At 69.6% G+C, this 13,164-nt stretch carries 11 protein-coding genes; 6 read left to right on the top strand and 5 right to left on the bottom strand.

What is annotated here, in order from left to right:
* Positions 1-2 precede the first annotated feature (2 nt).
* From VFR90_RS09065 to VFR90_RS09045, 5 genes are read right to left on the bottom strand one after another with little or no spacing between them, the layout of a single operon-like run.
* On the bottom strand, positions 3-1,148 hold the full coding sequence (locus tag VFR90_RS09065; RefSeq protein ID WP_326405793.1) for a WecB/TagA/CpsF family glycosyltransferase: 1,146 nt from the start codon (positions 1,146-1,148) through the stop codon (positions 3-5).
* 16 nt (positions 1,149-1,164) lie between these two features.
* The gene (locus VFR90_RS09060; RefSeq protein ID WP_326405791.1) at positions 1,165-2,358 is read right to left on the bottom strand and encodes a glycosyltransferase family 2 protein; all 1,194 of its coding nucleotides are present in this window, start codon (positions 2,356-2,358) and stop codon (positions 1,165-1,167) included.
* Positions 2,359-2,389: 31 nt separating this feature from the next.
* Entirely contained in the window at positions 2,390-3,298 is a 909-nt protein-coding gene (locus VFR90_RS09055; RefSeq protein ID WP_326405790.1) for a 2OG-Fe(II) oxygenase, read from the bottom strand.
* 58 nt (positions 3,299-3,356) lie between these two features.
* On the bottom strand, positions 3,357-4,754 hold the full coding sequence (locus VFR90_RS09050) for a hypothetical protein (protein WP_326405788.1): 1,398 nt from the start codon (positions 4,752-4,754) through the stop codon (positions 3,357-3,359).
* A 37-nt stretch (positions 4,755-4,791) separates the two neighbouring features.
* On the bottom strand, positions 4,792-6,258 hold the full coding sequence (locus VFR90_RS09045) for an undecaprenyl-phosphate glucose phosphotransferase (RefSeq protein ID WP_326405787.1): 1,467 nt from the start codon (positions 6,256-6,258) through the stop codon (positions 4,792-4,794).
* A 119-nt stretch (positions 6,259-6,377) separates the two neighbouring features.
* Between VFR90_RS09045 and VFR90_RS09040 the strand changes: the two genes are divergently transcribed.
* The 6 genes from VFR90_RS09040 to aspS all read left to right on the top strand — a co-directional run bounded on the left by VFR90_RS09040 (position 6,378) and on the right by aspS (position 13,140).
* The gene (locus tag VFR90_RS09040; protein ID WP_326405786.1) at positions 6,378-6,953 is read left to right on the top strand and encodes a hypothetical protein; all 576 of its coding nucleotides are present in this window, start codon (positions 6,378-6,380) and stop codon (positions 6,951-6,953) included.
* On the top strand, positions 6,950-8,515 hold the full coding sequence (ubiB, locus tag VFR90_RS09035) for a ubiquinone biosynthesis regulatory protein kinase UbiB (RefSeq protein WP_326405785.1): 1,566 nt from the start codon (positions 6,950-6,952) through the stop codon (positions 8,513-8,515). Before VFR90_RS09040 ends, ubiB begins: the two co-directional genes overlap by 4 nt.
* A gap of 110 nt (positions 8,516-8,625) precedes the next feature.
* On the top strand, positions 8,626-10,074 hold the full coding sequence (locus VFR90_RS09030; RefSeq protein WP_326405784.1) for a high affinity choline transporter 1: 1,449 nt from the start codon (positions 8,626-8,628) through the stop codon (positions 10,072-10,074).
* A gap of 71 nt (positions 10,075-10,145) precedes the next feature.
* Positions 10,146-10,544 (top strand): FmdB family zinc ribbon protein, encoded by a 399-nt coding sequence (locus VFR90_RS09025; protein WP_326405783.1) that lies wholly within the window; start codon positions 10,146-10,148, stop codon positions 10,542-10,544.
* 20 nt (positions 10,545-10,564) lie between these two features.
* Positions 10,565-11,224: a DUF502 domain-containing protein gene (locus VFR90_RS09020; protein WP_326405782.1), complete on the top strand. Its 660-nt coding sequence runs from the start codon at positions 10,565-10,567 to the stop codon at positions 11,222-11,224.
* 110 nt (positions 11,225-11,334) lie between these two features.
* Positions 11,335-13,140 carry an aspartate--tRNA ligase gene (gene aspS, locus VFR90_RS09015; RefSeq protein WP_326405781.1) on the top strand — a complete coding sequence of 602 codons (1,806 nt, stop codon included), beginning with the start codon at positions 11,335-11,337 and terminating at the stop codon, positions 13,138-13,140.
* Positions 13,141-13,164 lie beyond the last annotated feature (24 nt).

The raw sequence follows: 13,164 nt of genomic DNA, 5'->3' as shown, positions 1-13,164 counted from the left end.
GATCAAAGCGCGCGGTCTTCGAGCAGCGACATCGCGCCGAAGCGATGCGCGGTGCGTTGCAGCGCGGGTGCGGTCATGCTGCCGGGGACGACCGCACGGGCCTCGTCCTGCCAGGCGTCGAGCATCAGCGCGAGCGCGAGGAAGCCGCTGTCGATCGCGGTCGTCGGCCGCAGATCGAGTTCGACCGCGAGGCCCGCCTGCAGCCCCTCGGCGATCGCGCGGCGCAGCGCGGGCAGCGCCTCGCCGGTGAAGCAGCCGTGCAGCGCGAGCCGCAGCACGGCGTCGCGGCGGTGCGGCTCGATGCGGCTCGCGCGCTCGACGCGACCCGAGCGCAGCCGGTTCGCCATCGAGGGCAGCACCTGCGTCATCGAAAAGCGCAGCAGCGCGAGCGCGTCGTCGAAGTAGCGGCGCCACAGCGCCGGCTCTTCCTTGATGCGCCACAGCCATTCGAAGCCGGTCGTCTGCACCCAGCGCGGCGCCCGCTGCACGCTGCCGGCGACGAAGTTGACGACTGCGCCGAGGTGGCTCACCAGTGGCGCCTGCAGCCGTTCGCGGTTCAGCTCGATCCACGCCTGGCCCTTCTTCGCGCCGAGCGCGACGACGACGAAATCGGCGCCGCTCGCATTGATGCGCTCGATCGTCCTCGCGTCGCTCATCTCCTGCACGCTGCCGAAGCCCGGCGACGCGAAGCCGACGCAGCGCATCCCGCCGTCGGCAGCGTTGAGCTTGCCGGCCGCGCGCTCGGCGATGCCCGGCGGGCCGCCGAAGAAGTACACCTTGATCGGCGCGCGGCCGTCGAGCGGGTCGGACTGGAGGCGCTCGAAGAGGTCGGAGCCGGCGACGCGCTCGGGCAGCGGCACGCGCAGCATGCGCGCGAAGCGCAGCAGCGTCGCGCCATCGACGACGCTCAGGTCGCTGCGCAGCACCGAATCGCGAAAAGCCGCGTCGTGCTGCGCGGCAATCGCGAAGTTGAGGTTAGGCGTCGAGAGGAAGCAGCGCTCCCGCCGTTCGACCGCGCGGCGCAGCCGGGCCAGCGCTTCGTCGATCGTCACCGCATCGAACACCAGGCCGAACACGCAGTGCAGCGGGCGGCCCAGGTCCAAGGGCGCGCGGCCGACGCGATGCACCACGAGCGAAGGCTCGTGCATCGAGTCTTCCGGCAGCTCATTCATTCTCACGTTTGGCTCTCACCCACTGCGATTGGCGGCGGAACAGGAAGGCCGAGTAGATCGGCAGCTTGCGAAGGACGTAGACGGGCGCGCTGCCGAGTTCGGCGGCGCTGAGCAGGTCGCGCCCGTGAAACCGCCAGGCAAGCAGCACGGCGGCAACCAGAGCAAGCAGCGCGCCCAGGCTGAGCGCGAGCGGCAGCATCCAGCCCGCGATCGGCAAGGCGACGAGATTCACCGCGGCGAGCCCGAGATGCGCGAGCAGCAGCAAGGCGAGCGGCGGCACCATCAGATCGAGCGCGAGCGCCGCGACCCCGAAGCGGCCGCGCAGCAGGCCGGCCAGCAGCAGGCGGGGGCCGACGCCGAGCAGCGTCGTCAGGTGACCGTGCTCCCAGCGCTTGCGCTGGGCGGCGGCGCCGGCCTCGGTGTCGGGGAAGCGGCTGGTGACGAGCGCGCGCGGCTCGAAGCGCGGGGGCGTGCCGGCGAGCGCGAGGTCCACGCCGAGCTGCATGTCCTCGACCAGATGCCCGCTCGCGAGCGGTGCCTCGCGGATCGCCGTCCACAGGAAGGCCATGCCGGTGCCCATCAGCTGACAAGGCCCGCCGAGCTGCCAGAGGCCGAGCGCGCGCACCTGGTTCTTCACCCGCCAGGCGAACTGCGCGGCGCGCAGCTTCAGGCCCGCGCCGGGCGGCGCTTCCATCAGGTACAGCGACTGCGCGGGGCGACCCGTCGTGCTGCAGGCACGCACCAGCGCGTCGATGCAGCCGGGGTGCGCGATGCAGTCGGCGTCGAGCATCACGACGATCTCCGGCGCATCGGCCTGGAGATGCCGCACGCCGTGATCGAGCGCATAGCCCTTGCCGCGGCGTTGCGTGTCGTGGCGCTCGCTGACTTCGGCGCCGGCCGCGCGGGCGATCGCCGCGGTGTCGTCGCTGCAGTTGTCGGCGACGACCAGCAGCCGGTCGCCCGGGCGCAGCTGCGGTGTGATGCTGGCGAGCGTCGCGGCGATGCCGGCTTGTTCGTTGTGGGCCGGCATCAGCACCGCGATGCGCGGGCGCGGCGCAGGATCGTCGCGGCTGCCGCCGAGCGCCGCGCGAGCGCCGATCGACGCGAGCACCTGCACCAGCAGCACCAGCGCAGGCACCGCCGCGAGCGCGGTGATGGCGCTCCAGGCGAGCTCGATCGCGCTCATCGCGTGGCCCGACCGCGCCGCGCCGTGCGGCTCAGTTGCCCGCGCCGCCGAAGCTGCCGAAACTGCGGCGGAGCTTGCCCGGGATGCGGCCGAGCTTGTGCACCGCCCGCACCATGATCGGCGGCGCCCAGTCGCGCAGGTACTGCTCGGCGCGGAAGCTGCGCGCTTCGCGACGGATCGAGATGTCGTCCTCGGGCCGCGCCTGGTACATGGTCGACAGGCTCGGCACCTCGCGATAGATGTTCTTGCTCGCGGTGTAGTAGTACAGCGCGATCGAGCGGCGCTTCACGTGGTCGGGCGTCTGCAATTCGTCGGGGTGGCCGTGCCAGGTGTCGGCGTCGGTGCTGAAGACGACGCAGCGGTTCCATTGCGGCGAGACGCGCGCGCGGCATTCCTTCATGCCCTTGTCCCACAGCTCGAGCTGGCCCTTCCAGGCGTCGTCCCAGTCCTCGTTTAGGTAGATCAGCAGGTTCATCCGCCGCTGCAGGTTCAGCTGCTCGTGGATGCGGAAGTCCGCATGGATGCCCAGCTTGCCGCCGCGTGAGGTCTCGTGGAAGCCGCCGCCGGTGAAGTAGGGGTCGGGAATCAGCGCGTCGATGCCGGTGAGCCCTTCGAGGAACTGCAGCATCGGCCGCGAATTCATGAAGTGGAAGAAGCCGCGCACGAAGCCGTCGCAGTCCTCCGGCATCACCTGGCGCTTGTGGTGGCCGCCGTAGCCGAGCTCGAAGACGGTGTCGCTGTCGAGCTTCTCGCGCGGGAAGTGCTCGAAGATCTTGCGGATCAGCTCGGGTGGCAGGAAGTCGTCGATGACGATGTGCGGGAAGGGGTCGGCCTTCGCGTAGTCGTCGGCCAGCAGCTGGCCGAGGCCGCGCGCTTCGGCCGGGTCCATGGTGAATCCGTCGTGGTGGTCGATCGGCAGGGTTACGGCGGAAGCACTCATGGCGACGGTGAAGAGGAGGGGTGGATGAGGCCGCGCCGAGGCGCGGCCCTTGAAGCGCCTACTGCAGCAGCAAGGCCGCGCCGCAGTAGCCGGTGGTCGCGTCGTAGTCGTTGACCAGCGCGCCGGCGTCCCGCGATTCGTAGCCGACGCCGCACTCGAAGCTGATCGCGCGCGAGAACTCGTAGCGCGCGCCGAGCATCGCGGCGCGGGTGCTGCCCTTTTCCTGCCCGAAGCTGCCGGTCGTGCCGGTGACGAACAGCGTGTCGTAGCGCTCGCGCGCGTAGGTAAGGGCGGTGTTGACGCGGACCTTGGCGGTCGCGTCCCACTGCGCGCTCACGCGAATGCGGTCGGACACGCGGGCGTCGGTGAGGTAGCCCGAGGTGCCGGTTCCGGTGCCGGTGGTGCCGCTCGTCGTGCCGCCGGTCAGGCCGGTGCCGCCGGTGACGATGCCCGGCGTGCCGGTCGCGGTGCCGGTCGGGGTGCCGCCCGTGCTGCCGGTCGTGCCGGCGCCAGTCATCGCGGCCAGCTGCGAACTCTGGTTCCCCGAGCCGGTGTCGCGCGACAGGCTCGCGCCCAGTTCGAGCTTGCCAGTGGGGCGGTAGACGGCGGCGATCTCGCCGGTCACGCCGCTGAAGCTGCGTGCGGCGATCTGGTCGTGGTCTTCCTTCGTGTAGCTGACGCGGCCGGAGAAGGCGGTGAGCTCGCTCAGGCGCAGACCGGCGCTCAGGTCGATGTCGCGGCGGTCGTATTCGTCGCGCAGGAAGCCGCCCGGCACGACGACGCCGCGCGGGTATTCGCCGCGCGTCTCGCGCCACATGAAGCCGTAGTTCAAATCGGGCGTCTGGCGCACGCGCAGGCCGGCGCCGAGGGTGTCGCTCTTGCGCTCGCGCGTCGCGAAGGCGTCGTTCGAGTAGTCGATGTTGGTGTGGTTGTAGAGCGTCTCGATCGCCAGCAGCCCGATGCCGCCGTAGGCGCCGCGGAAGTCGAAGGTTCCCGAGCGCTCGCGGTTCTTCTGGCTCGCGATGCCCGACAGCGCGCCGTAGTCCGCCGGGTTGGCCTGCGCCTGGCGCAGGTTGAAGCGCACGTCGCCGGTCAGGCGCGAGCCGACCTCCCAGCCGAGCCCGGCCAGCACGTTGTAGCCCGGGCCGTTGAGCTGGTCGTTGCCCTTCCAAGCGGTGTAGTCGGCGGTGGCGCTCGCGTAGAGGCGCTGGCGGCTGATCGGCTGATCGAGCCCGACCGTCACCGAGGTCAGCGAGTAGTAGTCGCGCTGCTCGTTGTTCGACACGCGAAAGATGTTGGAGTCGACGCCGAAGCGTTGCCCGATCAGCAGCGAGTAGGGGCTCGACTGGGCCTGCGCCGAAGCGCCGGCGACGAGGGCGCCGGCCGCGAACAGGCAGGGCAGCAGCCCGATGCGGCGGCCGGCGATGCGGATCGAGAGCGTGTCAGGGCGCTTCATGGCGTCTCCTTTGGAGTTGGGTCGGTGAGCGAGGACTTCAGAACGCATGCCGATCGAAGATCACCAGCCGCACGGTGCGGAAGATGATCTGCAGATCGAGGCCGAGCGACCAGTTGCGCAGGTACTCGAGGTCGTACTCGACGCGCGCACGCATCTTGTCGATCGTATCGGTTTCGCCGCGCAGCCCGTTCACCTGCGCCCAGCCCGTGATGCCGGGCTTGACCTTGTGCCGCACCATGTAGGCCTTGATCAGCTCGCGGTACATCTGGTTGTGCGCGACCGCATGCGGGCGCGGCCCCACGATGCTCATGCGCCCTTGCAGCACGTTGACGAACTGCGGCAGCTCGTCGAGCGAGGTCCTGCGGATGAAGGCGCCGAAGGGCGTGACGCGCGGATCGTCCTTCGTGGCCTGCTTGACAACCGGGCCGTTGTCGGTGGTGCGCATCGAGCGGAACTTGTAGACGGTGATCTCCTCGCCGTCGAGCCCGTTGCGCTTCTGCCGGAAGATCACCGGCCCCGGCGAACTGAGCCTGACGCCGATGGCGATCGCCGCGAGCAGCGGCGAGATCAGCACCAGGATGATCGACGCAAGCACGATGTCGGAGAGCCGCTTCAGCAGCTCGTTCGTGCCGGTGAACGGCGTCTCGCAGATGCCCACCACCGGCACGCCGTTCAGATCCTGCAGCCGGCCCTGGATGATGCTGATGCCGAAGACGTCGGGCACGAAGAACAGCGAGGCCGTCGTGCCTTGCAGCGACTCCAGCAACTGCACGATGCGCGGCTGCAAGCCGAGCGGCAGCGTGATGTAGACCTCGCGGATGCCGTGGCGGGTGATGAAGGGCGCGACGTCGGCCAGCGTGCCGAGCCGGTTCGGGCTGGCCTCGGCCTCGACGCGATCGTCGGTGCGGTCGTCGAAGAAGCCGGCCACGTCGACCGTCTGATCCCCGCGCCCCTGCAGCGCCTTCGCCACCTTCACGCCCAGCGGGCCGGCGCCGACGATGATCGCCGAGCTGCGGTTGTGCGCGAGCGCGGCCTGGTGCTCCAGGATGAGCTTGCCGATCAGCACCGCGACCCATTGCGACACCGGCGTCAGCACGCCCCACAGGATCAGCACGTCCTGGCGGAAGAAGTGAAGGCTGCGCGTCGCGTAGCCGCACAGCGCGAGGATGAACAGCAGGCTCGCCCACGACATCAGGATGTCGATCGCCGACTTCAACCGGCTGTCGCGGAAGCGGTTGCGGCCGGGAAAGGTCAGCGCGAAGACCAGCAGGCACAGCGTCACCGACGAGCGCACGATCGGCTCGCCGTGGCCCAGCGTCACGAGCAGGAAGCAGGCGACCGTCAGCGTCGGCTCGAGCAACGCCGCGACGAAGGCCGTCACCGATTGCGGCGCGTTGTCGAAGGTTCTCTGGACGGGACGGTCCTCAAGCATGCGGATGGGCGGCAAGGCGGTGGCGCCGCGCGACGGGCCGGCGCGCTCGGTCGAGGAAGACAGCATGTCCATCAGGCCGCGAATTCTGGCGACAAAGCCGAGGACCCCCCACCCCGGGGTAAAGGGACACTCGTCCGCGCCGACCGGCGCTTGTGCGGGATTGCACGCGGCGCCCCCCTAGAATCTTCGCGATGTTGGACTCCCTCGCGGCCTCGCTGGGGGCGACGCTCGAAGCGTCGTTCTGGCCCCCGTTCATCGACCGCGCGATCCTCGCGCTGAATCATGTGCTGCGGGGCGACGAAGCAGCTTCTCAGCGGCTCGTCGTTCATGCGGGCAAGACGCTGCGGATCGACTGGCTCACGCGGCCGGGGCCGTGGCCGAAGCCGCCCGCGCTGCGGCTCGCCGTGACGCCGGCCGGCTTGTTCGAAGCGCTGCCGGTCGCCCACGAAGGTGCCGCCGCCGACGCGCTGACGATCACGGTCGACCTGCCCGCGCCGCTCGCGGCCGCGCGCATGCTGGCCGAAGCGGCGCGGCCGCAGACGCAGGTGCAGGGCGATACCGCGCTCGCGGCCGACATCGCCTGGCTTGCCGAGCACCTGCGCTGGGACGCCGAGCATGATCTTGCGCGGGTGATCGGCGACGTGCCGGCGCGCTGGATCGCGACGGCCGCCGGCGCTGCCGTCGTCGCGATGAAAGGCCTGGCGGCCGCCGCGCGCCGCCGTCGGGAGCCGGGCGCACCCGACGCGGGCGCCGCGGCCCCACGATGAGGCATCTGCTGCGGCTGGGCTTCATCGCCTTCACCGCGCTGCGCTACGGGCTCGACGAGCTCCTGATCTCCAGCTTCGTGCCGCGGCGGCTGCGCATCGCCGCGCGCATCGTGCGCTTCGGCCGCCGGCTCGACGCACCGCCCGGCCAGCGGCTGCGCGAGGCATTGGAACGGCTCGGCCCGATCTTCGTGAAGTTCGGACAGGTGCTGTCCACGAGGCGCGACCTGCTGCCCATGGACATCGCCGACGAGTTGGCTCGTTTGCAAGACAAAGTACCCCCTTTCCCGGCAGGGCAATCCGTGGGCCTGATCGAGGCGGCTTTCGGCCGGCCCATCGAGGCGGTTTTCGCGAGCTTCGATCGCGAGCCTGTCGCGAGCGCCTCGATCGCCCAAGTGCACTTCGGTGTGCTGCACGGGGGCCGGGAGGTCGCGGTGAAGGTGCTGCGCCCGGGCATGCTGGGCGTGATCGAGTCGGATCTCGCGCTGATGCGCACGCTGGCCGGCTGGGTCGAGCGGGTGTCGGCCGACGGCCGGCGGCTGCGGCCCCGCGAGGTCGTCGCCGAATTCGACAAGCACCTGCACAACGAGCTCGACCTCGTGCGCGAAGCGGCCAGCGCGGCCCAGCTGCGCCGCAACATGGCGCAGCTTGGCCTCGTGATGATTCCCGAGATGTTCTGGGACCTGTGCACGCCCGGCGTGATCGTGATGGAGCGGATGCACGGCGTGCCGATCGGGCAGGTCGAACGGCTGCGCGCGGCCGGCGTCGACTTCAAGAAACTCGCGCGCGACGGCGTCACGATCTTCTTCACGCAGGTGTTCCGCGACGGCTTCTTCCACGCCGACATGCACCCGGGGAACATCCAGGTGAGCCTCGATCCCGCGAGCTTCGGCCGCTACATCGCGCTCGACTTCGGGATCATCGGCACGCTGGCCGAAAGCGACAAGGACTACCTCGCGCAGAACTTCATCGCCTTCTTCCGGCGCGACTACAAGCGCGTCGCGGAGCTCCACGTCGAAAGCGGCTGGGTGCCGAAGGGCACGCGGGTCGACGAGCTCGAAGGCGCGATCCGCTCGGTGTGCGAGCCCTACTTCGACCGGCCGCTGAAGGAGATCTCGCTCGGCCAGGTGCTGCTGCGGCTCTTCCAGACCTCGCGCCGCTTCAACGTCGAGATCCAGCCGCAACTTGTGCTGCTGCAGAAGACGCTGCTCAACATCGAGGGGCTCGGACGCCAGCTCGACCCGGAGCTCGACCTGTGGTCGACCGCCAAGCCCTTCCTCGAACGCTGGATGGACGAGCAGGTCGGCTGGCGCGGCCTGGTCGAGCGGCTGCGCGACGAGGCGCCGCGCTACGCGAAGCTGATGCCCGAGCTGCCGCGCCTGCTGCACGATGCGCTCGCGGCCACCGCCTCCGGGCGCGTCGCGCACGAGCAGGGCGAGGTGCTGCGCGCGCTGCTGGTGGAGCAACGCCGCGCGGTGCGGCTGCTGAAGCTGGCGGCGGTCGCGGCCATCGGCGTGCTGGCGCTGCTCAGTGCGCTGGTGGCGTGGCAGCTCCTGCCGTCCTGAGCACCCCGGCGGCCGGCGCTATACCGGCGGTCCGCGGCGGCTCGCGCCGACGGCCTCAAGAGATACTCGCCGCGCATTTCTGACGCGCCTTTCGCCCGGAGCCCGCCGCCATGCTCTTGACCCTCGTCGTCGTCTACCTGCTCGTCACCATCGCGGTCGGCCTATGGGCCGCGAAGCGCGTGAAGACCTCGGCCGACTATGCGATCGCCGGTCGCCACCTGCCGCTGGTGATGATCGTCACCACCACCTTCGCGACGTGGTTCGGCTCCGAGACGGTGCTCGGCATCCCGGCGAAGTTCGTGCAGGGCGGCTTGAACGGCGTCGTCGAGGATCCGTTCGGCGCCGGCACCTGCCTGATCCTCGTCGGCCTGTTCTTCGCGGCCAAGCTCCACAAGATGAGCCTGCTGACGATCAGCGACTACTACCGCGAGCGCTACGGCCGCGGCATCGAGATCGTGTGCTCGCTGATCATCATCCTGAGCTACCTCGGCTGGGTGTCCGCGCAGGTCACCGCGCTCGGGCTCGTGTTCAACCTGCTGTCGAACGGCGCGATCAGCATCCCGCTGGGCATGGTGATCGGCACGCTGTCGATCCTGGCCTACACGCTGTTCGGCGGCATGTGGTCGGTGGCGGTGACCGACTTCGTGCAGATGATCATCCTCGTGGTCGGGCTGTCGGCGATCGCGGTGTTCGCGGCCGATCTCGCCGGCGGCGCCGACAAGGTGATCGCACTCGCATCGAGCAAGGAGCTGTTCAACTTCCTGCCCGAGCCCAGCTTCACGCAGATCGCCTTCTTCATCGCCGCGGCGATGACGATGATGTTCGGCTCGATCCCGCAGCAGGACGTCTTCCAGCGGGTGATGTCGGCCAACAGCGTGGGCGCCGCGACCAAGGGGCCGGTGATCGGCGGGCTCGCCTACATCGGCTTCGCCTTCGTGCCGATGTTCCTCGTCGTCAGCGCGCTGATCATCATGCCGGAGCAGGCGGCCGCGCTGATCGAAGAGGACCCGCAGAAGGTGCTGCCCACGCTGGTGCTCACGCAGATGCCGTTCGTGATGCAGGTGCTGTTCTTCGGCGCGCTGCTGTCAGCCTTGAAGTCGACCGCCTCGGCGACGCTGCTCGCGCCCTCGGTCACCTTCGTCGAGAACATCTGGCGCCAATTCGTGCCGAAGAAGAGCGACCGCGAATCGCTGATGACGATGCGCATCGCGGTGCTGGTCTTCAGCGCCTTCGTCTGCGCCTACGCGATCGCCTCCGAAGGCACGCCCATCTACGACATGGTCTCGAGCGCCTACCAGGTCACGCTGGTCGGCGCCTTCGTGCCGCTGGTGGCCGGCCTTTACTGGCGCCGCGCGACGACGCAGGGGGCGATCTTCTCGATCGCACTCGGCATCGTCACCTGGGTGCTGTTCATGGCGACGCCGGTCGGCGAGGCCTTCCCGGCGCAGCTCGCCGGCTTCCTTGCGGCCGTGGCCGGCATGCTGGTCGGCTCGCTCGCGCCGCAGGCGCTGCGGAACCGGCAGGGCAGCACGCAGCAGGTGGTCGGCGCGCAGGCCTGAGGCGGCCCGGCATCGCCGGCCCGCCGGGGTCGGCCACTTACACTCGCGGCTTCGTCCGAAGAAGCCAGACCATGCCGATCTACGCCTATCGCTGCGAAGCCTGCGGGCACGCGAAGGACGTGCTGCAGAAGATCTCCGACCCGGTGCTCTCCACCTGCCCGGCCTGCGGCGCCGAGGCGTTCCGCAAGCAGGTGACCGCGGCGGGCTTCCAGCTCAAGGGCTCGGGCTGGTACGTCACCGACTTCCGCAACGGCAGCCAGGCCGCGGCCAAGCCGGCCGACGAGGCGGGCAAGCCGGCCGAAGACGGCCCGAAGGCCGACGCCAAGCCTGCCGGCGAGGCGAACTCCGAGAAGAAGGCCGACGGCAAGACCGAAAACAAGACCGAGTCGAAGGCGGCACCCGCCGCCTCGCCGGCCCCGGCGCCAGCGCCGGCGCCGAGCCCGCCGGCGGGCGGCTCGTCGTCTGCCTGACGCGCGCACGAAAGTCCGAAGTGAAGAAATACCTCATCGCCGGCCTGCTGGTGTGGCTGCCGCTGGCGATCACGATCTGGGTGCTGCACTCGGTGCTGGGCCTGCTCGACGGCGTGTTCGCCTGGCTGCTGAGCGCCTCGCAGGCCGTGCTGCCGGCAGCCGCGGCCGAGCCGCTCGAGAAGCTGAAGGAGATCCCTGGCCTCGGCGTGATCGTGATGCTGCTGGGCCTGCTGCTGACCGGCGTGTTCGCGACCAACATCGCCGGCCAGTGGGCGCTGGCCCAGGGCGGGCGGCTGGTCAACCGCATTCCGATCGTCAAGTCGATCTACAGCTCGGTGAAGCAGGTGTCGGACACGCTGTTCTCCAGCAGCGGCAACGCCTTTCGCGAAGCGGTGCTGGTGCAGTACCCGCGCGCGGGTTCCTGGACCATCGCGTTCGTCACCGGCCGGCCGGGCGGCGAGGCGGCGGAGCACCTGCACGGCGAGTACCTCAGCCTGTACGTGCCCACCACGCCCAACCCGACCTCCGGCTTCTTCCTGATGGTGCCGCGCGCCGACGTGATCGCGCTGCAGATGAGCGTCGACGAGGCGCTGAAGTACATCATCTCGATGGGTGTCGTCGCGCCCCCGCTGCACCTGCCGCGGGTCGTCAACGAGCCGGTGCGAAACCTGGCCGGGTGAGCGCTTCCGGCAAGCGCTCATCCGTCAGGGCCGAGCGGCCCGCCAGAGCCGAACCTCCACGCGGCGCCTCGCGCGCCGCGCAAGCCACCGATCCACGGAGTGCCACCTTCATGAGAACCACCTACTGCGGCCTCGTCAGCGAGAAGCTGATGGGCGAGACCGTCACCCTGATGGGCTGGGCCCACCGGCGCCGCGACCACGGCGGCGTCATCTTCATCGACCTGCGCGACCGCGAAGGCCTGCTGCAGGTCGTCTGCGATCCGGACCGGGCCGAGATGTTCAAGGCCGCCGAAGGCGTGCGCAACGAGTTCTGCCTGAAGATCGTCGGCAAGGTCCGCGCGCGGCCGGCCGGCACCGAGAACGCCAACCTCGTCTCGGGCAAGGTCGAGCTGCTGTGCCACGAGATCGAGGTGCTGAACCCGAGCGTCACGCCGCCGTTCCAGCTCGACGACGACAACCTCTCCGAGACCACGCGGCTCACGCATCGCGTGCTCGACCTGCGCCGCCCGGCGATGCAGAAGAACCTGATGCTGCGCTACCGCGTCGCGATGGAGGTTCGAAAGTTCCTCGACGCCAACGGCTTCATCGACATCGAGACGCCGATGCTCACCAAGAGCACGCCCGAAGGCGCGCGCGACTACCTCGTGCCGAGCCGCGTCAACGAGGGCATGTTCTTCGCGCTGCCGCAGTCGCCGCAGCTGTTCAAGCAGCTGTTGATGGTCGCGGGCTTCGACCGCTACTACCAGATCACCAAGTGCTTCCGCGACGAAGACCTGCGCGCCGACCGCCAGCCCGAGTTCACGCAGATCGACATCGAGACCTCGTTCATGAACGAGGAAGAGATCCGCGGCATGTTCGAAGGGATGATCCGCTCGGTCTTCCGCAGCACGATCGGCGTCGACCTGCCTGGCTACCCGGTGATGAAGTACGCCGAGGCCATGCGCCGCTACGGCAGCGACAAGCCGGACCTGCGCGTGAAGATGGAGTTCACCGAGCTGACCGACGTGATGAAGGACGTCGACTTCAAGGTGTTCGCGGCGCCAGCGCAGGCGAAGGGCGGCCGCGTGGTGGCGCTGCGCGTGCCCGGCGGCGGCGAAGTGCAGGGAGGCCTCAGCCGCAGCGACATCGACGGCTACACCGAGTTCGTCAAGATCTATGGCGCCAAGGGACTGGCGTGGATCAAGGTGAACGACGTGGCCAAGGGCCGCGAGGGCCTGCAGAGCCCGATCGTCAAGAACCTGCACGACGCCGCGATCGCCGAGACGCTGGCGCGCAGCGGCGCGCGCAACGGCGACCTGCTGTTCTTCGGCGCCGACAAGGCGAAGGTGGTGAACGACGCGATCGGCGCCTTGCGCGTGAAGATCGGGCACAGCGACTTCGGCAAGACCGCCGGCCTGTTCGAGGACAAGTGGGCGCCGTTGTGGGTGACCGACTTCCCGATGTTCGAGCACGACGAGGAGAACGATCGGTGGGCGGCGGTGCACCACCCCTTCACCGCCCCGAAGGATGGCCACGAGGACCTGATGGACACCGACCCCGGCCGGTGCATCGCGAAGGCCTACGACATGGTGCTCAACGGCTGGGAGCTGGGCGGCGGCTCGGTGCGCATCCATCGCGCCGAGGTGCAGAGCAAGGTGTTCAGCGCGCTGAAGATCGGCCCTGAGGAAGCGCAGCAGAAGTTCGGCTTCCTGCTCGACGCGCTGCAGTACGGCGCCCCGCCGCACGGCGGGCTCGCCTTCGGCCTCGACCGCATCGTCACGATGATGGCCAGGGCCGAGAGCATCCGCGACGTGATCGCCTTCCCGAAGACGCAGCGCGCCCAGGACCTGCTGACGCATGCGCCGAGCCCGGTCGACGAGAAGCAGCTGCGCGAGCTGCACATCCGGCTGCGCAATCCGGCGGGAGCGAAGGGCTGAGGATCGGCGCGACGACGAGGACCG

The organism is Methylibium sp. (genome assembly GCF_035762065.1).
GTDB lineage: Bacteria > Pseudomonadota > Gammaproteobacteria > Burkholderiales > Burkholderiaceae_C > Methylibium.
This window is presented reverse-complemented; position numbering and strand designations above follow the sequence as displayed.